The sequence below is a fragment of the Ectothiorhodospira sp. 9100 genome (genome assembly GCF_022227565.1).
In the GTDB taxonomy this organism is placed as follows: Bacteria; Pseudomonadota; Gammaproteobacteria; order Ectothiorhodospirales; family Ectothiorhodospiraceae; genus Ectothiorhodospira; species Ectothiorhodospira marina.
On sequence record NZ_JAJNAN010000032.1, the window covers coordinates 15,100 to 34,933 of the forward strand.

The window sequence follows — 19,834 nt, forward strand, 5'->3', positions numbered from 1 at the left end:
CGGCGCCCACAGGGGCGCCCGGACGGCCAGCCAACTTAGTGGTTGTCAGAGTAAGGCAGCAGTGCCAGGAAGCGTGCCCGCTTGATGGCAGTGGCCAGCTGACGCTGGTAACGGGCACTGGTCCCGGTGATTCGGCTGGGAACGATCTTGCCGGTCTCGGTGACGTAGTTCTTCAGGGTGTTGAGATCCTTGTAGTCAATGAACTCAACGCCTTCGGCGGTGAAACGGCAATACTTGCGACGGCGGAAGAAACGGGCCATGGTCTTACCTCGGAATACGTTGGAACGGGAAGATGATCAGTCAGCGGACGCGGAACGACCGGAGTCGTCGTCGCTGTCGTCGTCGGAGGACTGGGCGCTGCTGTCGCTGTCGTCGTCATCCCGGTTCTTGGCCAGGGGGGAGACTTCAGTAAAGGCACGATCCATGGACATCACCAGGTGACGGATCACGGCATCGTTGAAGCGGAAGGCACTGACCAGTTCTTCCAGGGCGGCCTCGGGGCATTCCACGTTCATCAGCACGTAGTGGGCCTTGTGCAACTTCTGGATGGGATAGGCCAACTGACGACGGCCCCAGTCTTCCAGGCGGTGAATCTCACCCTCGGCGGATTCGATGATCCCCCGATAGCGTTCCATCATGGCGGGCACTTGCTCGCTCTGGTCCGGGTGGACCATGAAGACGATTTCGTAATGACGCATTGTGATTTTCCTTTCGGGTATCAGCCTCCCGACGATCCGGTGAGGCAAGGAGAGACGCCGGGTGGGCCCGGCAAAAAGCGGAATCTTAACCGCTCGAGCGGCTCTAAGCAATCGGTGACCACCGTCGCTGAAAAACACACCCGTGGCGGGATATCAGGTCACTGCCGTAATCACGCCCCTCTCTGGCGCACCGCCTCATACAGACACACCCCCGCCGCCACCGACACATTCAGGCTCTCCACCTGCCCATGCATGGGCAAGCGCACCAGGGCATCACAGCGCTCGGCGGTGAGGCGGCGCATGCCCTTCCCTTCCGCACCGAGCACCAGGGCCGCGGGGCCTGTCAGGTCGGCATCGTACAGCCCGGTCTCGGCTTCGCCGGTGGTGCCCACCGTCCACACGCCCAGATCCTTGAGCAGATCCAGCGTACGGGCCAGGTTGGTCACCTGAATGAAGGGCACCGACTCCGCCGCCCCCGAGGCCACCTTGCGTACCACCGGGGTGAGGCCTACAGCCCGGTCCCGGGGTGCGATCACAGCGGTCACACCCGCCGCATCAGCGGTGCGCAGACAGGCGCCCAGGTTGTGGGGATCGGTTACCCCATCCAGCACCAGCAGCAACACCGGACCGCCCCCCCGGGGGGCCATGACCACGTCCGGCAGATCCTTCTCTCCCAGCGTGGCCACGGGATGTGCCCGGGCGATCACCCCCTGATGGGTGGCGCCGCCAGCCTGGGCATCCAGATCCCGGCGGGAGAGGCGCGTGACCGGGATATTCGCCCGGACTGCCTGATCCAGCAGCGCCTGCATGCGGGCATCCACGCGGCCCGACTGCACCTGCAGGGATTCCACCCGCCCCGGAGACTGGCGCAGCAGGGCCTCCACAGCGTGCAGGCCGAAGACATCATCAAGGGCTGCCATGAACTCAGCCCTCGGTGCGCTTGCGACTGCGGCGGCGACCGGAACGGCTCTTGGCCTTGGTCTTGCCCTCGTCATGAGCCGAAGCGGCAGCCTTTTCGGCCTTATCCTTCTTGCGACCTCGACTCTTATCGCCCTTGCCATCCCTGGAATCATCCTCACCCGGCTCGGGGATGAAGTCGATCTTGCGGTCATCCAGGTTGACCTGAGCCAACTGCACCCGGATGGGGTCGCCCATGCGGTAACGACGGCCACTGCGTTCACCCTTGAGGCAGTGGGTGGCCGGATCAAAGTGGTAATAGTCGTTGGACAGACTGGTCACGTGCACCAGGCCTTCCACGTAGATGTCCTTGAGTTCCACGAACAGACCAAAGGAGGTCACGGTCTTGACCACGCCATCGAACACTTCGCCCACACGATCCTGCATGTACTCGCACTTGAGCCAGGCCTCCACGTCCCAGGAGGCTTCGTCGGCACGACGCTCTGCCATGGAGCAGTGCTCACCCATGGCGACCATATCCGCCTTGGTATAGTTGAACTCCTTGGGCTTGCCGCCCTGAAGCACATGGCGGATACCCCGGTGCACCAGCAGGTCCGGATACCGGCGAATCGGCGAGGTGAAGTGCAGATAATCCTCGTGGGCCAGACCGAAGTGACCCAGCCGCTCCGGGCTGTACACCGCCTGGGACAGAGAGCGCAGCAACGCCATCTGCACCAGGTGGGCATCGGGTCGCTCCTTCACCGAATCCAGCAGTTCGGCAAAATCCGCCGGTGTGGGTTCATCTCCCCCGCCCAGGGACAGGCCCAGACCACCCAGGTATTCCCGCAGATCGTTCAGCTTCTGCGCACGCGGCCCCTCATGCACACGGAACAGCGTCGGCATGCGGTGACGCCGCAGGAACTTGGCCGTGGCCACGTTGGCGGCAATCATGCACTCCTCGATAATCTTGTGGGCGTCGTTGCGCTCGTAGGGCACGATGCGCTCGATCTTGCGATCCTCACCAAAGATGATGCGGGTCTCCGTACTTTCGAAGTCGATGGTGCCCCGGTTATCCCGGGCCTTGCGCAGCAGCTTGTAAAGCCCATAGAGGTTTTCCAGATGCGGCACGACCGCCTCATGGCGCTCGACTGCCTTGGGATCCCGCTCCACCAGCACCTGAGCCACATCGGTGTAGGTGAGGCGGGCATGGGAGCACATCACCGCCTCGTGGAAATCAAACTCGGTGATACGACCGCGGGAGTTGATGGTCATCTCGCAGACCATGCACAGGCGATCCACATCCGGGTTCAGGGAGCACAGGCCGTTAGAGAGCACCTCTGGCAGCATGGGGATCACCCGATCCGGGAAATACACGGAAGTCCCCCGGAGGTAGGCCTCCTGGTCCAGGGCATCCTCGGGTTGCACATAGTGGGAGACATCGGCAATGGCCACCCACAGCTTGTAGCCGCGTCGGCCCAGGGATTCGCAATACACGGCATCGTCGAAGTCTCGGGAATCCTCGCCATCGATGGTCACCAGCGGCATCTCGCGCAGGTCCAGACGCCCCTTCTTGGCCGATTCCGCCACCTGAGCGCCAAAAGCATCGGCTGCCTCGGTGACCGCCTCGGGCCATTCAAAGGGTAGGCCGTAGTTGCGCACGGCGATATCGATCTCCATCCCCGGCGCCATGTGCTCGCCCAGCACCTGCACGATCTGGCCGATGGGCCGGGTACGCTTGGAGGGCTGTTCACGAATATGCACCACCACGATCTGCCCCGGCTGGGCACCGCCCAGGCATTCCGGTGGGATCAGGACGTCTTGTGGCAATCGCTTGTTGTCCGGATCCACAAAGCCAATCCCCCCTTCCACGGTGAGGCGTCCGACGATCTGCTGGGTGTTGCGCTCCAGCACCTCGATCACCGCCCCTTCACGGCGACCGCGCCGATCGATGCCGATCACCCGGGCCACCGCCCGGTCGCCGTGCATCAGGGCCCGCATCTGCCGGGGAGAAAGGAACAGGTCTTCCTTCCCCTCATCGGGGATCAGGAATCCGAAACCATCCGGGTGAGCGGACACACGGCCACGCACCAGGTCGCACTGGTTCACTGGCAGCCATCCGCCTGCCCGGTTACATACCAACTGACCGTCCCGCTCCATGGCCCGCAGGCGGCGCGTCAAGGCCTCGAGATCCACGTCCTCCTGGAGCTGCAGGCGCTCGGCCAGCGGCTCGAAGTTGATGGGGCCATCGGCGTCCTCGATCACCTGAAGGATCAGTTCACGGCTGGGAATGGGGCGTTCGTACTTCTTGGCTTCTCTGTCGAAGTTGGGGTCCTGGGGAATCGTTTTTTTCTTTCTTGTCATGTAGTCGCCAAATAATTTTAAGCTGGGGTGTTGACAAACATCCCCGATCGTTTAGAATGCGCGCTCATCTGAAACGCAGGAAACACCTGCCTCAGGCCGAGGTGGCGGAATTGGTAGACGCGCTAGTTTCAGGTATTAGTGGGGGAGACCCCGTGGAGGTTCAAGTCCTCTCCTCGGCACCATCTTTGTGATGAAACGGCCCGCGAAAGCGGGCCGTTTTCGTTTGAAGGGGCGAATTGTACGCCCTTTATCCCCGAATGCCCAGCGCCATTGCACCCCACACACCAGCCCCGAGGGGGCACTCCCCCCGGGACCGGTGTGTCAATCACGCGAATGGATGGCGCTTGAGAATGGTCTGGCCACGGTCGGGGCCGGTGGAAATCATGTCCACGGGCACGCCTGCGACCTCCTGAATGCGCTCCAGATAGGTCCGGGCGGCAGCGGGCAACTGGTCATAATCCGTGACCCCCACGGTGGATTCCTGCCAACCCGGCAACTCTTCATAGACGGCCTCGCACTCGGCATAGGCGTCGGCGCCTGCCGGAGGCTCGGTGTGGACCACATCACCGCAGCGATAGCCCACGCAGATCTGCAAGGTTTCCAGGCCGTCCAGCACGTCCAGCTTGGTGACACACAGCCCACTGATACTGTTGATGGCCACGGCGCGTTTCAGGGCCACGGCATCGAACCAGCCACAGCGACGCGGGCGCCCGGTGGTGGAACCGAACTCATGACCACGATGGGCCAGGTGTTCCCCCATGGAGTCGAAGAGCTCGGTGGGGAATGGGCCGGCGCCCACCCGGGTGGTATAGGCCTTGGTGATGCCCAGCACATAGTCCAGATCCAGAGGCCCCACGCCACTGCCCGTGCATACGCCGCCGGCGGTGGTACTGGAGGAGGTCACGAAGGGATAGGTGCCGTGATCAATGTCCAGCAGCGTACCCTGAGCCCCCTCGAACATCACCGCCGCACCCTGCTCCCGCAGCTGACGCAGACGCTCGGGCACATCCATGACCATGGGTGCCAGCTCTTCAGCCACCGCCAGGGCATGTTCCAGCACCGCCTGAAAGTCCAGCGCCTCAACCTTGAAATAATGCTTGAGCACGAAGTTGTGATAGTCCAGCACCTCGCCCAGCTTGGCGGCGAAGCGCTCCCGGTGGAACAGATCTCCCAGGCGCAGGCCGCGACGGGCCACCTTGTCCTCGTAGGCCGGGCCGATGCCCCGGCCGGTGGTGCCGATGGCGGCATTGCCCCGGGCCTTCTCACGGGCCTGATCCAGGGTGACATGGTAGGGCAGGATCAGCTGACAGGACTCGGATAGCCGCAGGCGCTCGCGCACCGGCACACCGTTGTCCTCCAGCATGGCCATTTCCTTCATGAGGGCCTCGGGGGAGAGCACCACGCCGTTGCCGATCAGGCACTGCACATTCTCGCGCAGGATGCCCGATGGGATCAGGTGCAGTACCGTCTTGCGCCCATCGATCACCAGGGTATGGCCGGCATTGTGCCCGCCCTGGAAACGCACGACGGCGGCGGCCTCCTCGGTGAGCAGATCCACCACCTTACCCTTGCCTTCATCGCCCCACTGACTGCCCAGGACCACTACGAATTTACTCATGTTCAAGCATCCACCACTGTCCACTGATTATTGGATTTGACGAGCATCCGGTCACACCCCATGGCAACGGCATCCGCTGCTTGACCGGACAGGCCCTGGATGACCCGCTCTCCCTCCCGGCGCAGGCGGGTGACCGCCGCCGCCAGGGAGGCGCCTGGATCCGCCGGGGCAAAGATGGCCCGCGCCGGGGGACTTTCCGGCTGTCGGGAGAGCCGCACCAGGGTCTTGAGATCGGCGCTGAAGCCGGTGGCCGGACGGGCGCGACCGAATACCCGGCCGATGTCGTCATAGCGCCCGCCGCGGGCGACCTCCTGCCCATTGCCCGGCCGGTACGCCGCAAACACCAGGCCGGTGTGATAATGGTAGCCGCGCAATTCGGCCAGATCGAAATGCAGCATCACTGCCGGGTCCCGGGCGCGCAGCCCCTGGGCCAGGCGCTCCATGGCATCCAGGGCGCCGGCCACCTCCTGCCCCGCACCGGCCATCACCTCCCGGGCCTGTGCCAGGGTTTCATCACCGCCGTTGAGTTCTGCAAGGGCCGCCAGGCGCTGGCGGGGTGCATGCTCCATGGGGAGGTCATCAAGATACCCCCGGATCTCCGGCAATGCCTTGCGCTGGAGCATGTCAAACAGGGTTGCCTCCTGATCCGGATCCAGTCCTGCCTGGGTGGCCAGCGCCCGATAGATCCCCACATGACCCAGGTCCACCAGCGGTGCATCCACCTGACAGACCGCCAGGGTCTCCAGCATCAGGCTCAGGATCTCCAGATCCGAATCCAGTCCTGAATGGCCATACAACTCGGCGCCCACCTGCAACAGGCTGCGGGAACCGGCAAATCCATCGGGGCGGGTATGCAAGACCGTACCCATATAACACAGTCGGGAGGGCGCCTCTCGCTTGAGGCGATGGGCGTCGATTCGGGCCACCTGCGGCGTCATGTCGGCACGCACACCCATCAGCCGTCCGTTGAGCTGATCGGTCAGCTTGAAGGTCTGCAGATCCAGGCCATGCCCCGTCCCGGTCAGCAACGACTCCAGATATTCGATGAAGGGCGGCATGACCAGCTGGTAACCCCAGCCATGATACAGATCCAGCAGTTGACGTCGGCAGGTTTCAAGGCGCTCCGCCAAGGGCGGCAGGGCCTCCTCCACGCCTTCGGGGAGCAGCCAGCGATTGGAATCGGTCATGTCACTCAATCAAGGTCGGTTGAAGGTCGGGGCACCCCGGCCGCGGAGGGTCGGGGCTCAGCCACGCACCCACCACAGCAATAGGGCCCCCAGCACCAGACTGGCGAGACCCACGCCGCGCAACACCGAATCGGGTAGTTGCGCCACCTCAAGCAGGGTGCGGCGCAGCCCGGCGGGGTTGATAAACGGAAGCAGGCCCTCGATCACCATCAGCAATGCGAGGGCCGCCAATAAGTCAGACCACATGGGAGGCAGACTCGTGCAGGATCGGGACTACTGCCCGGACCGCGCTTGCCCGCCCATGGGATCCTTGAAATAACGGAAGAAGTTGGAATCCGGCTCCAGCACGAAGACATTCTCCTGACCCGACATGGTGTTGCGATAGGCCAGCAGGCTCCGGTAGAAGCTGAAGAACTCCTCATCCTGGGTGTAGGCATCGGCGTAGATGGCCGCCGAACCCGCATCACCCTCACCGCGTATCTCCTCGGCATCGCGATAGGCGTTGGCGATGATCACCGTGCGTTCACGGTCAGCGCGGGCGCGAATCCGCTCACCCTCTTCCCGGCCGCGAGCGCGGAAGTCCTGAGCAATACGTTCACGCTCGGCCCGCATACGGGAGAATACCGATTCACTCACTTCATCGGGGAGGTCCATGCGCCGGATGCGCACATCCACGAGGACCACGCCCAGTTCCGCCGCGGTGTCCAGGGCCTGCTGACGCACGGCCCCCATGATGGTGATACGGTCATCGGAAACCACCTCGGCCAGGGTGTACTTGGCAAACTCGTTGCGCATGGCATCCCTCAGGATCTGAGCCAGGCGATCCTCGGCATTGCGTTCATCACCGCGGGTGGCCCGAAAGAACTGGGATACATCGTCGATGCGCCACTTGGCATAGAAATCGACAATGACGTTCTTGGCCTCACTGGTGAGGAAGCGATCCGGCGGGATGTCCAGGGTCAGCACCCGGGCATCGAACTTGCGCACGTTGTTGACGATGGGAAACTTCAGGTGCAGACCCGGTTCGGGGTCCACGCGCTTGATCTCTCCAAGACTGAAGATGATGACCCGCTCACGTTCGTCCACGGTATAGGTGGACAGGGCCAGAATCACGGCCGCAACGGCAATGACGATCGCTGCGATCCTAAACATCAACGCACCTCCCGTGAACGGGGATCAGGACGCTGGCCAGGGTCTGGCAATAGCGTCGTCGGTCGGGTGGACAGGCTGGACGGACTCGAACGGGCGCCTCCCTCCGGCTGGCCGGCGGACATCTCGCCCCGAAGAATCTTGTCCAGGGGCAGCATCATCAGGTTGTTGCCGCTGTCCACGTCGAGAAAGACCTTGCTGGTGGAACCCAGCACCACTTCGCTGGTTTCGATGAAGAGACGCTCCCGGGTGACGTCGGGGGCATCCTGGTATTCGGCCAGGAGCTGGGTGAAGCGCGAGGCATCACCTGTGGCCTGGGCCACCACCTGATCCCGGTAGGCTTCGGCTTCCTGGGTCAGGCGAGCCGCCTCACCCCGGGCCTGGGGCACGATGGTATTGGCATAGGCCTCGGCCTCGTTGCGAAAGCGCACCTCGTCTTCGCGGGCACGAATGGCATCAGCAAAGGCTCCCTGCACCGGTTCGGGGGGCTGGGCCTGCTGCATGCTCACCGCGGTCACGGCGATGCCGGTCCCGTAGGTATCCAGGGCAGTCTGAATCACTCCCTGGGTGCTGGTTGCCACTTCGCCACGCCCCTCGCCCAGGATGAACTCCAGGCGACTCTTGCCAATGCGCTCGCGGATCGCCGACTCCATCACCTGGCGGGCAGTGACTTCCGGGTTACGCACGTTGAAGAGGAAGTCCACGGGATCCATCACCCGGTATTGCAGGGCAATGTCCACATCGATGATGTTTTCGTCACCGGTGAGCATCAGGGCCCGATGCTGAATGGAGCGGATGCTGTCAAGGTCCACCATCTCCACCTGCTCGATGGGATAGGGCAGATGCCAGTTGGGGCCCGGGGTCGCCACGGAACTGAAGGCACCGAAGCGCAGGACCACGCCTCGCTCCCCTTCACTCACGATGAAGAAGCCCGAGGCCAACCAGATGACCAGGGTCAGGATGGCCGCCAGACTGATACCGGCCGAGGCATGCTTGCCCAGACCGCCACCGCCGCTGCCACTTCCTCCTCCACTGCCACCGCCGAACAGGGCGTTGAATTTGGAAGACAGTTTCTTGAGGACCTCATCGAGATCCGGAGGACCCTGATTCCCACCGCCGCGGTTACCACCGCCGCCCCAGGGATCCTTGCCGTTGTTTCCTGGTTCATTCCAGGGCATGTGCTGACTCCGTCGAAAACGCGTTCAATCATCTGAAGGTTGAGTGGCCCTGGCATCCGTTCCCCGACCAGCCACGCAAGCGGCCCATTCTAGTCTTGTGACAGTTTCGGTGTGAACCCTGCTTCCCGAAAAAGTTCATCCAGGCGGCGCTGGGGCAGGCGGACCTGAAGGCGCCAGCCGCCGCTTTCGGTGACCTCCTCCCGCTCCACCGCATCCATCTCGAACAGCCCGGCCCGTTCGCGCCCCGCCGTGGGTGGCAATTCCAGCCAGCCACTGACAATGGACTCGGCATAGTGTGCGGCCAGCATTTCCAGCAACGCATCCACCCCTTCACCGGTCTGGGCCGACAGCCATACTCGGGCCGGCTCTCCATGGTCAGCGGGTTCGATCCGCGGTGTCGCCCCCGGGATGAGATCGATCTTGTTGAACACCAGGATCTGCGGCACCTCCCGGGCACCGATTTCCTCAAGAACCTGATTCACCTGCTCCCTGTAGGCATCCCGCTGTGCGTCATGGGCATCCACCACGTGCAGCAGCAGAGAGGCCTCGCGGGTTTCGGTGAGCGTGGCACGAAAGGCTGCCACCAGATCATGGGGCAATTGCCGGACGAAACCCACCGTATCGGCGAGGATCATTGCCTGTTGCGAGGGAAGTTCCACACGCCGCAGGGTCGGGTCCAGGGTGGCGAAGAGTTGATCGGCAGCGTACACGCCCGCCTGGGTGAGCCGGTTGAACAGGGTGGACTTGCCGGCATTGGTGTACCCCACCAAGGAGATCGTGGGCACCTCGGCCCGCAGTCGCGAGCGCCGGCCCTGCTCCCGCTGCTGTTCCACCTTCTCCAGACGACGGGTGATCTGCTTGATGCGCACCCCCAGAAGTCGCCGGTCGGTTTCAAGCTGAGTCTCACCCGGACCACGTAGACCAATGCCCCCCTTCTGACGCTCCAGGTGGGTCCAGCCCCGCACCAGCCGGGTGGACATGTGGCGCAGCTGGGCAAGCTCCACCTGCAACTTGCCCTCGTGTGAGCGGGCACGCTGGGCAAAGATGTCCAGGATCAGCCCGGCACGATCCAGAACACGACACTGGAGGAGTTTTTCCAGGTTGCGTTCCTGACTGGGGGAGAGCGGATGATCGAAGATGGCCACCTCCGCCTCTTCACGCTTCACCAGATCGCGCACCTCCTCGGCTTTGCCACTGCCCACGAAATAACGCGGATCCGGCGCCTTGCGGCTCCCGGTGATCAGGCCGACGGGCTCGGCCCCGGCCGAGCGCACCAACTCCATGAACTCGTGGCAGTCCTCGTCGTCATCCTGGGCAGGAAGATTCAGGTGAACCAGTACGGCACGCTCGCCGCTGCGGGGTCTCTCGAACAAGATGGGGCTGACACCTCAGTGCATGAAATGGGACGGCGCCACCCATGGGGGGCGCGCCGGGCAGGATCAGGACGGATGATCCTGATCGCCATCATCGGCCATGGCCATCTTGACCGGCCGGGACGGCACAATCGTGGAAATGGCGTGCTTATAGACCATCTGGCTGACGCTGTTCTTGAGCAGCACCACGAATTGATCGAAGGAGTCGATCTGACCCTGAAGCTTGATGCCATTCACCAGATAGATGGAAACCGGAATGCGTTCCTTGCGCAGGGTATTGAGAAAGGGTTCTTGTAGTGTCTGCCCTTTTGACATGGCTTGCTCCCGGGTTGGGTCATCTTTGTTGTGGTTCCGACAACCGGGCCATCGGCCCGACGGAACGGTGATTCTAGCATATGGCTTCCCACCGTTATCGGAGGCAGTTCACATGCGCCGCCACCGCCCGAAATATCCGGGCATGATCGAGCGTCTCGGGATCATACCGGCAGGTTTGCGGATAGCCTCGCAACCAGGTCATCTGGCGCTTGGCCAATTGACGCGTGGCGGTAATGGCCTTTGAGACCATGACCTCCTGATCCAGTTCACCCTCGAGACAGGCCCAGGCCTGGCGGTAACCCACGGCGCGGATGGAAGGCATCCGCGGGTTCAGGTCACCGCGTGCCCGGAGGGCGCGAACCTCGTCCATGAAACCCGCCTCCAGCATGGTATGAAAGCGCTGCGCAATGCGCTCCCTCAAACGGGCACGATCCGCCGGCATCAGGGCCAGGCGCAGGACATCATAGGGGAGTTGCGAGACCTGGGGCTGGGCGTGGAACGCGGACAGGGGGCGCCCGGTGAGCTCAAATATCTCCAGGGCACGCTGCAGTCGCTGCGGGTCATTGGGATGGATGCGTGCCGCCGAAGGGGGATCCACCCGAGCCAGGACCTGATGCACCCCCTCCCAGCCCACGTCCGCGGCCAGGGCATCGATGCGGGCACGCACCGCAGGATCGGCATCGGGCAAGGTGTCCAGACCAAAGTCCAGGGCCCGGAAATACAGCATGGTACCCCCTACCAACAGGGGTACCCGCCCACGGGCGGTGATCTCCGCCATGAGTGCCAGGGCGTCGTCACGAAAACGCGCCGCGGAGTAACTCTCGGCCGGATCCAGAATATCCACCAAGTGATGCGGTGCTGCCCGCAGCGTCTCCGGGGTGGGTTTGGCCGTACCCACATCCATGTCCCGATAGATCATGGCCGAGTCCACGCTGATGATCTCGCAGGGCAGGCGCCGCACCCAGTCCACCGCCAGCGCCGTCTTGCCGGTGGCGGTGGGGCCCATGAGGAAGATCGCCGGGGGGGCAGCAGGTGAACTTGTCCCGCTCACCTAACGCCCTCGCATGAACAGACGATCCAGCTCGGCCATGGACAGGGCCACCCAGGTGGGGCGGCCATGGTTGCATTGGCCGCTGCGTTCGGTGGCCTCCATGTCCCGCAGCAGGGCATTCATCTCCGGCAGGGTCAAGCTCCGGTTGGCGCGTACCGACCCATGGCAGGCCATGGTGCCCAGCAGGGCATTGATGTGTTCCTCCACCCGTGTGGACTGACCATGGACATGAAGATCGGCAATCACATCCCGCACCAGGGCCGCGGCATCCCCTCCCACCAGCAGACTGGGGACGGCCCTGAGGCGTAACTGCTCCGGCCCACTGCGGTCGACCTCCAGGCCCAGACTGGCAAACGCCTCCTGATGAGCCTCGGCCAGGTCCGCCTCGGCGCGACTCACCTGAAGGGTCTCGGGAATCAGCAGGGGCTGAGACTTGACCCCCTCACCCCGGTAGGCCTTTTTCAGACGCTCATAGGTGATGCGCTCGTGGGCCGCGTGCATGTCCACCAACACCAATCCCTCCCGGTTGCGGGCAAGGATATACACCCCATGGAGTTGGGCCAGGGCAAACCCCATGGGGGGTTCATCCGTGAGGGATTCCTCTGGACTGGGGGGAGTGCCGCCCACTTCCCCCCCGGTTGCGAGGGTCGTTGCGGGGTCGACGGCTGGCACCGTATCCGGGTGCAGGCGGCCATAGGCCTCCATGGACTCAGCCACGTTCAGCGGCAACCGGCCCTGCCGCCCACCCCAGGCGGCGGGTGCCCCGGATGGCCGGGCGTGATCCGCCTGCGATCCAGCATGCGCTGGCGTGTCGTCGGGGGCCTGGGTCTTGGGCACCTGGGCTTGACCCGCGTGTCCGGCCTGGCCGACGCGCGATGGCTCGGTGGACGAAACCGCTTCCGCGGTTGCCGCGGCCGGCCCGGTGAGCCCCGGCGATGCACCGGGGCGCAACGCCCCCAGCGCCCGGTGCAGACTGCGGAAAAGGAAATCATGCACCAGGCGGGACTCGCGAAAGCGCACCTCATGCTTGGCCGGGTGGGCGTTCACATCCACCAGGGCCGGATCCAGCTCCAGAAAGAGGACATAGGCCGGGTGCCGGCCATGATAGAGGACGTCCTGATAGGCCTGGCGCACTGCGTGAGTCACCAGCCGGTCGCGCACCATGCGCCCGTTCACATAGAAATACTGCAGATCGGCCTGACTGCGGGAAAAGGTCGGCAGGCCCATCCAGCCCCACAGGCGCAGCCCGGCGCCCTCCTGCTCCATGAAGGCCGCCTGCTCCAGAAAGGCCTCGCCACAGATCTGCCCCACGCGACGATCCCGGGCTGCCGCATCCTCAGCCAGGGGCAGGCGCAGGGTGGACTTGCGGTTGTGATTGAGATCAAACCCCACATCAAAACGGGACAGTGCCAGCCGGCGGACCACCTCTTCCAGGTGGCCGTACTCAGTGCGCTCGGTACGCAGGAACTTGCGTCGCGCCGGAACGTTAAAGAACAATTCCCGCACATCGATGGTGGTGCCCACCGGATGTGGCGCCGGTTCGGGCGCCTCGAACCGATCGCCACCATCGCCTTGCAGGGACCAGCCGCTGTCGTCGCCCGCCACGGCAGAGGTCAGTGTCAGCCGCGATACCGAGGCGATACTGGGCAGGGCCTCCCCCCTGAAGCCCAGGCTCCCCACCCGTTCCAGGTCATCCAGGCTGGCGATCTTGCTGGTGGCGTGCCGCGACAGGGCCAGGGACAATTGTTCCCGGGGGATGCCGCAGCCATCGTCCCGCACCCGGATACGCCGCGCCCCGCCCTGCTCCACGTCCAGCTGGATGCGCCGGGCACCGGCATCCAGACTGTTCTCCAGCAACTCCTTGACCACGGACGCTGGCCGTTCCACCACCTCGCCGGCGGCAATCTGGTTGATCAGTTGCGGGGGCAGTTCATGGATGGGCACGATACCTTCACCCCCCTTGCGGGATTTCCAGGATCTGCCCCACGCGGATCATGTCGCCGTTCAGGTTGTTATGACGGCGCAGCTGCCCCAGAGAGACCTGGTAGCGACTGGCGATGGTGGAGAGGGTCTCACCGCTCTGGATCACATGACGACCGCGGCGACTCTCCGCCAGGATCGTGCCCGGCGGCGCATGCCGGGAAAAATAGTCCTGCAAGCCACCCAACAGGGCCTCGGCCGTGGACTGCTGGAACGCGGCGGTCTTGAGCTTGCGTTCCTCATGCGGATTCGAGAGAAAGGCCGACTCCACCAGCACGGAGGGCACGTCAGGGGAGCGCAGGACGGCGAAGCCAGCCCGCTCGACACGCGCACGACGCACCTTGCCCACCCGATGCAGTTCCCCGATGAGGGAGTCCGCCAGGGTATTGCTCGCCTCCAGGGTAGCCGTCTGGGAGAGGTCCAGCAGCACCGAGGCCAACACATCGTCCTTGTCGCTGATGGGGACGGCACCCAGTCGACTGTCGGCCTCATTCTCCCGTTGCGCCAGCCAGCGTGCTGCTTCACTGGTCGCGCCGCGCTCCGAGAGCATGTACACCGAGGATCCCTGGGCCCGGGCATCCGGTGCCGCATCCGCATGGATGGAAATGAACACATCGGCATGATTCTGGCGGGCCCGGTGGATGCGCTCACGCAGTGGCAGGAAATAATCGCCGGTACGGATCATCACCGGCTTCATCCCCGGCGCTCGCTTCACGAGCGCCTCCAGGCGCTTGGCAATGGCCAGCACCACATCTTTCTCATAGGTACCGCCCGGGCCGATGGCGCCAGGATCCTTCCCCCCGTGCCCGGCATCAATCGCCACGATCACATCACGGGAACGGGGCCGTTCCTCGCCCACCGCCGGGGATCCGGCGGCCCCCTTGCCCTCCTGCTGCAGATCGATCACCAGGCGATGCCCACTGTCATCGGTGGGGCGCAGCAGAAAACTGCGGGGATTGGCGGGACGACTCAGATCCAGCACCACACGCAGATCCTCCTCGTTCCGGGGCGCGTGTCGAACACCCTCAAGGGGACCCACGGACTCGGCACGCAACCTCAGTTCGCCGGTCAGCCGGGCCTTGCGCATGTCGATCACGACCCGGTTCGGGTCGCTCAGGGTGAACAGGGCATGATCCACGGGCCCTGACAGATCAAACACCAGCCGGGTGACTTCGCCGTCCACGGAGGTGCGCAGGGACTGAACACGGGCCTGGCTTCCAGCCAGGGCGGCGGATGGCCACCACCCACCGGCCACGGTCATGCCCGATGCGTACAAAAGGCACTGCAAGAACCGCCGCCGTCTGGCCTGATTGATCGAATCGGTCACGCCCCTGACCCCCATAAAGAGAAGCTGCCACACTATAGTGTGGCTGAAACAGAATGGATTGCAAGCCCGAAAGATCTGTAATATTAGCCAGATAGCCGTTCATTTTCGGGTGGATTCTCGAGAAGGCGTGCCATCCAGCGCCTCCCGACATCGCTACCGGCCGTTAACGCCAACCGCCGCCCGTCCCCCTGGGGTGTCAGGCTCAGCACCAGATCCGGGACAGGCAACCACCCCGCCCCCTGGCTCGGCCACTCCACCAGGGCCAGGGTGGCATCGTCCAGATCCTCCCGCAGGCCCAGGTATTCCAGCTCCTCCGGATCGGCCAGTCGATACAGATCACAGTGCAGGATACGACGCCCACCGATCGCGTAAGGTTCCACCAGGGTATAGGTGGGGCTTTTCACCGGACCATGGTGCCCCAGGGCTCGCAGGAAGGCCCGCACCAGGGTGGTCTTGCCAGCGCCCAGATCCCCCTCGAGAAAGACCAGCCCACGCTTCGGGCTGGTGGACGCCAGACGAGCCCCGAAGGCTCGGGTGGCTGATTCGTCGGGCAATGCTTGAATCATGGGTTCACCGTGGGTCGCAGGCAGGCCAGGAGATCCGTTGCCAGCAGGCCGCGCTCGCCACCCACGGCGGCTCGATCCGCCGCGGCGGCATGGACGCAAACGCCCAGGGTGGCCGCAGCCTCCAGATCAGACAAGGCCCTGTCCTGCCAGTGACTCGCCGGCGGCAGTCCCTGGGCCATCAGGCCGGCGATCACCCCGGTGAGCACATCCCCCATCCCGCCGCTGGCCATGCCCGGATTGCCCGCATCACAGAGTTGCCGGCCTGATGGCCCCTGGATCAGGGAGCCAGCCCCCTTGAGCACACAGACGCCGCCATAGCGCTGCCCCAGGGAGGCGGCAGCCGTGGGACGATCTCCCTGCACCTGAGCGCCATCCAGCCCCAGGAGCCGGCCCGCTTCGCCGGGGTGGGGCGTCAGCACCCAGTCATCCCGACGCAGCGGCGTGGTCGCCAGCAGGTTCAGGGCATCGGCGTCCACCACCAATGGACCCTGCCATTGAGTCACCCGTTGCCACAGGGCCTGTCCCCACGGTCCCTGCCCCAGCCCCGGCCCCACCGCCACCACCGAAGCCTTGTCCAGCAGGGCATCCAGGTCCGCCGGATGCTCAACACCGTGGCACATGAGCTCCGGGCGCGCCATGGGAATCAGCGCCGCATGCGCCGGATGGGTGGCCACACTCACCAGCCCCGCCCCCACCCGCGCCGCGGCCTCGGCCGCCAGACGCACGGCACCCGGCATGCCCGCATCGCCGCCCACCACCAGCACATGACCAAAATGTCCCTTATGGGCACCCCGGGAACGCCGCCCCAGGGACTGCAGGTCAGCACCGGTCCAGCGCCAGGCAGCGGGGACCTGGACGCGGCGCACCGCAGCAGGTACGTCAAGATCGTTGTAGTGAACAGGGCCGCAGTGTTCGGGTCCCGCGCCAGTGAACAACCCCTGCTTGAGCCCGATGAAGGTCACCGTAGCCCATGCCTGAACGGCACAGCCCATCACGGCGCCGGTATCCGCATTCAGGCCCGAAGGGATATCCAGGGCCAGCACTGGGGCCGGGGAGGCATTCATGGCCTGCACCCATTGCGCCATCTCACCTTCCACAGGCCGCCCCAGCCCCGTGCCAAGCAGCCCATCCACGATCACATCAGCGTCCTCCAGGCCCCGTGCGTCCCCACCCCGGGGAGACGGACTGCAAGCCTGCCAATCCCGCCAGGCCCGTGCAGCATCCCCCTGCAAGGCCCGGGGATCCGTGGCCGCCACCAGGCGAACTTCCAGCCCGGCCTCCCGGGCCAGGCGGGCCACCACATAACCGTCGCCCCCGTTATTGCCTGGACCGCAGACCACGGCGATTACCCGGGCCACTGGCCACCGCGCGCGCAGCACCGACAGGCTGGCAGCGCCGGCCCGCTCCATCAGGGTGTACCCGGGAATGCCATGATCCTGGATGGCGCAGCGGTCCATGTCGCGCACCTGTTCAGCGGTATAAAGGGCGGTGGGAAGCATCGGGGTGACTCTCAAGGACAGGATCGATGGAACGTCAGACAGGCAAGGGGGCTCGTCGTCTGCAAAGATACAGGAGGAAAAGCCGCCAGTGCCAAGCCTGGATGCCATCCCCGACCTCGCGGTGCCCTCGTACGGGCGCTTCGCGAAGCGCCCTCGCGGCCCCATGGAGAATCCCCGCCGAACCGTCGATGCCGGTGATCCCGTTCGGGTCCATTGTGCCAGCCATGCCTCGAACCGCCTGTATCAAGGCTTCCGTCATCACGTATGCTGTGCACTGCGTCGCCCTCGTCCCGTCTTTGGCCATGCCGATCCCTCCTCACCTCTCCCCACAAGACCTCGCCGACCAGATCAAGACCTGGGGCCGGGGGCTGGGTTTCGATGCCGTGGGCATCAGCGACACGGCGTTGAGCGAGCACGAGACTCACCTGCTCAACTGGCTGGCACAGGGCCGCCACGGCACGATGAACTACATGGAGCGCCACGGCACCCTGCGGTCGCGCCCCCCGGAACTGGTGCCGGGTACCCTGCGGATCATCTCCGTGCGCATGCAGTACCTGCCTGCCAAGGCCCGGGATGCCTGGGAGGTACTGGAACGACCGGAGGCGGCCTTCATTACCCGCTATGCCCTGGGACGGGACTATCACAAGCTGATACGCCGGCGGCTGCAGACCCTGGCCTCACGCATGGAAGAGGCCATCGGCCCTTTCGGCTACCGGGCCTTCGTGGACAGCGCACCGGTCCTCGAGAAGGCTCTGGCCGAGAAGGCCGGCCTGGGATGGATCGGCAAGCACACCAACCTGCTCAGCCGTGAGGCGGGTTCCTGGTTCTTTCTGGGGGAGCTCTACACCGACCTGCCCTTGCCCGTTGACCCCCCGGGATCCGAACACTGCGGTCGCTGCCGGGCCTGCCTGGATGTCTGCCCGACGGGAGCCATTGTGGCGCCCTTTGAGCTGGATGCCCGGCTGTGCATCTCCTACCTGACCATCGAGCACCCTGGGCCGATCCCCGAGCCCCTGCGCCCCCTCATGGGCAACCGCATCTATGGCTGCGATGACTGCCAACTGGTCTGCCCGTGGAACCGCCGCGCCGCCCTGGGGGCGGAGCCGGACTTTGAGGCCCGCCACGGGCTCGACGATGTCTCGCTGGTGGAGTTGTTTGCCTGGGACGAGGCCACGTTCCTCAAGCGCACCGAAGGCTCCGCCATCCGTCGCATCGGCCATGAGCGATGGTTGCGCAACCTGGCCGTAGCCCTGGGAAACGCCGGGCCCTCCGTGGCAGTGGTAGGCGCCCTTGAGGCGCGATTAACGCATCCCTCGGAACTTGTGCGAGAGCATGTGGTGTGGGGGTTGGAGCGCCAGGTCAGCTGAGGCAGGGGACCTGCCTCCCCCTCATCCCCAGCCCTTCTCCCCGGAGGGGAGAAGGGAGACCAATCCCCCGTCACTCTCCCGGATATTCCGCCAGCAACGCCTCCACATCCTCCACCATCGATCGGGACCCCACATAGAACGGCACCCGCTGATGCAGATCGTCGGGCTGGATCTCCAGGATGCGACGGACCCCGTCGCTGGCCTTGCCGCCGGCCTGCTCGGCGATGAAGGCGATGGGGTTGCACTCGTAGAGCAGGCGCAACTTGCCCTTGGGTGCCTTCTGGGTGGAGGGATAAAGGAAGATCCCGCCCTTGAGCAGATTACGATGGAAATCCGAGACCAGAGAGCCGATGTAGCGGGAGGTGTAGGGGCGATGGGTGTCCGGGTCCACCACCTGGCAATACTTGAGGTATTTCTTCACACCCTGGGGAAAATGGGCATAGTTGCCTTCATTGATGCTGTAGAGGGTACCCGTGTCCGGCGTCATGATGTTCGGGTTGGACAGGCAGAACTCGCCGATGGTGGGGTCCAGGGTGAAACCATGCACTCCCTTGCCGGTGGTATACACCAGCATGGTGGACGACCCATAGATCACATAACCCGCGGCCACCTGCTCGGTACCCGGCTGCATGAAGTCCGACAGGTCCGGGTGCTCGCCCCGCTCCGTGATACGACGGTAGATGGAGAAGATGGTACCCACCGAGACATTCACGTCCAGATTCGAGGAGCCATCCAGCGGATCCATGCAGAACACATACTTGGCATCCCGGGATAGACCATCGTCAAACACGGTGATCTCCTGATCTTCTTCCGAGGCGATGGCGCAGCATTCCGAAGTGGCCCGAAGGGCAGCAATGAAATGATGATTGGCGAACAGGTCCAGCTTCTGCACATCCTCGCCCTGGACGTTCACATCCCCGGCCCGGCCCAGGATGTCCACCAGCCCCGCCTTGTTGATCTTCTTGTTCACCACCTTGGCGGCCACCCCCACGTGGTGGAGCAGGCGGGACAGCTCACCCTTGGCATAGGGAAAATCGGCCTGCCGCTGTATGACAAACTCGTTGAGGGTGGTGATGTTGTAACTGTCTGTCGCCGTTGTCATCATTTTGCCCGTATGAATGCCATGAAATGGGCTCAGGATATACCAAGCAGCCCACGGGTAAAGCCATCAGAGCGATTCCCTCAGCCCGAAGCGGTCACCTGGCGAGGGTGCATAGACGACGCAGAAGATGTTGCAATGCAACACCACCGGTCCAACCCGGTCTGCG

Annotated in this window: 18 protein-coding genes and 1 tRNA gene; 2 read left to right on the forward strand and 17 right to left on the reverse strand. The window is 64.3% G+C overall.

Annotated elements, in window-relative coordinates:
• Positions 1-35: 35 nt before the first annotated feature.
• The 4 genes from rpsR to rnr form a co-directional block, all read right to left on the reverse strand.
• Entirely contained in the window at positions 36-260 is a 225-nt protein-coding gene (gene rpsR / locus LPW29_RS10545; protein WP_025280803.1) for a 30S ribosomal protein S18, read from the reverse strand.
• A 36-nt stretch (positions 261-296) separates the two neighbouring features.
• The gene (rpsF, locus tag LPW29_RS10550; protein WP_090254806.1) at positions 297-698 is read right to left on the reverse strand and encodes a 30S ribosomal protein S6; all 402 of its coding nucleotides are present in this window, start codon (positions 696-698) and stop codon (positions 297-299) included.
• A 170-nt stretch (positions 699-868) separates the two neighbouring features.
• Positions 869-1,618: a 23S rRNA (guanosine(2251)-2'-O)-methyltransferase RlmB gene (gene rlmB, locus LPW29_RS10555; RefSeq protein ID WP_238627979.1), complete on the reverse strand. Its 750-nt coding sequence runs from the start codon at positions 1,616-1,618 to the stop codon at positions 869-871.
• A 4-nt stretch (positions 1,619-1,622) separates the two neighbouring features.
• Entirely contained in the window at positions 1,623-3,956 is a 2,334-nt protein-coding gene (rnr, locus tag LPW29_RS10560) for a ribonuclease R (RefSeq protein WP_238627980.1), read from the reverse strand.
• 95 nt (positions 3,957-4,051) lie between these two features.
• On the opposite strand from rnr, the gene LPW29_RS10565 reads away from it, so the two are divergent.
• Positions 4,052-4,138, forward strand: a tRNA-Leu gene (locus LPW29_RS10565).
• Positions 4,139-4,281: 143 nt separating this feature from the next.
• Here LPW29_RS10565 and LPW29_RS10570 read toward each other — a convergent pair.
• From LPW29_RS10570 to LPW29_RS10625, 12 genes are all read right to left on the reverse strand, one after another.
• Positions 4,282-5,574, reverse strand: a complete 1,293-nt coding sequence (locus LPW29_RS10570) for an adenylosuccinate synthase (RefSeq protein WP_238627981.1) — start codon at positions 5,572-5,574, stop codon at positions 4,282-4,284.
• Positions 5,575-5,576: 2 nt separating this feature from the next.
• Complete coding sequence (locus LPW29_RS10575) at positions 5,577-6,761, reverse strand: ATP phosphoribosyltransferase regulatory subunit (protein ID WP_238627982.1); 1,185 nt, start codon at positions 6,759-6,761, stop codon at positions 5,577-5,579.
• A 57-nt stretch (positions 6,762-6,818) separates the two neighbouring features.
• Positions 6,819-7,007 carry a DUF2065 domain-containing protein gene (locus LPW29_RS10580; RefSeq protein WP_025280795.1) on the reverse strand — a complete coding sequence of 63 codons (189 nt, stop codon included), beginning with the start codon at positions 7,005-7,007 and terminating at the stop codon, positions 6,819-6,821.
• Positions 7,008-7,034: 27 nt separating this feature from the next.
• On the reverse strand, positions 7,035-7,913 hold the full coding sequence (gene hflC, locus LPW29_RS10585; protein WP_238627983.1) for a protease modulator HflC: 879 nt from the start codon (positions 7,911-7,913) through the stop codon (positions 7,035-7,037).
• The gene (hflK, locus tag LPW29_RS10590; protein ID WP_238627984.1) at positions 7,913-9,088 is read right to left on the reverse strand and encodes an FtsH protease activity modulator HflK; all 1,176 of its coding nucleotides are present in this window, start codon (positions 9,086-9,088) and stop codon (positions 7,913-7,915) included. The genes hflC and hflK overlap by 1 nt, the downstream gene beginning before the upstream one ends.
• 89 nt (positions 9,089-9,177) lie before the next feature.
• Positions 9,178-10,461, reverse strand: a complete 1,284-nt coding sequence (gene hflX / locus LPW29_RS10595; protein ID WP_090254794.1) for a ribosome rescue GTPase HflX — start codon at positions 10,459-10,461, stop codon at positions 9,178-9,180.
• A gap of 66 nt (positions 10,462-10,527) precedes the next feature.
• Complete coding sequence (hfq, locus tag LPW29_RS10600; RefSeq protein ID WP_090254792.1) at positions 10,528-10,776, reverse strand: RNA chaperone Hfq; 249 nt, start codon at positions 10,774-10,776, stop codon at positions 10,528-10,530.
• Positions 10,777-10,870: 94 nt separating this feature from the next.
• Positions 10,871-11,782 (reverse strand): tRNA (adenosine(37)-N6)-dimethylallyltransferase MiaA, encoded by a 912-nt coding sequence (gene miaA / locus LPW29_RS10605; RefSeq protein WP_238627985.1) that lies wholly within the window; start codon positions 11,780-11,782, stop codon positions 10,871-10,873.
• A 45-nt stretch (positions 11,783-11,827) separates the two neighbouring features.
• Positions 11,828-13,771: a DNA mismatch repair endonuclease MutL gene (gene mutL / locus LPW29_RS10610; protein ID WP_238627986.1), complete on the reverse strand. Its 1,944-nt coding sequence runs from the start codon at positions 13,769-13,771 to the stop codon at positions 11,828-11,830.
• Between the two features lie 7 nt (positions 13,772-13,778).
• Positions 13,779-15,149, reverse strand: coding sequence for an N-acetylmuramoyl-L-alanine amidase (locus LPW29_RS10615; protein ID WP_370642797.1), 1,371 nt, complete (start codon positions 15,147-15,149; stop codon positions 13,779-13,781).
• Between the two features lie 68 nt (positions 15,150-15,217).
• Complete coding sequence (tsaE, locus tag LPW29_RS10620) at positions 15,218-15,700, reverse strand: tRNA (adenosine(37)-N6)-threonylcarbamoyltransferase complex ATPase subunit type 1 TsaE (RefSeq protein WP_238627987.1); 483 nt, start codon at positions 15,698-15,700, stop codon at positions 15,218-15,220.
• Entirely contained in the window at positions 15,697-17,199 is a 1,503-nt protein-coding gene (locus LPW29_RS10625) for an NAD(P)H-hydrate dehydratase (protein ID WP_238627988.1), read from the reverse strand. The genes tsaE and LPW29_RS10625 overlap by 4 nt, the downstream gene beginning before the upstream one ends.
• Before the next feature lie 302 nt (positions 17,200-17,501).
• Between LPW29_RS10625 and queG the strand changes: the two genes are divergently transcribed.
• On the forward strand, positions 17,502-18,566 hold the full coding sequence (gene queG / locus LPW29_RS10630) for a tRNA epoxyqueuosine(34) reductase QueG (protein ID WP_238627989.1): 1,065 nt from the start codon (positions 17,502-17,504) through the stop codon (positions 18,564-18,566).
• A gap of 70 nt (positions 18,567-18,636) precedes the next feature.
• Here the strand turns inward: queG and fbp are convergent, their stop codons facing one another.
• A complete protein-coding gene (fbp, locus tag LPW29_RS10635; RefSeq protein ID WP_238627990.1) occupies positions 18,637-19,668 on the reverse strand; it encodes a class 1 fructose-bisphosphatase in 1,032 nt (343 codons plus the stop codon).
• Positions 19,669-19,834: the final 166 nt, after the last annotated feature.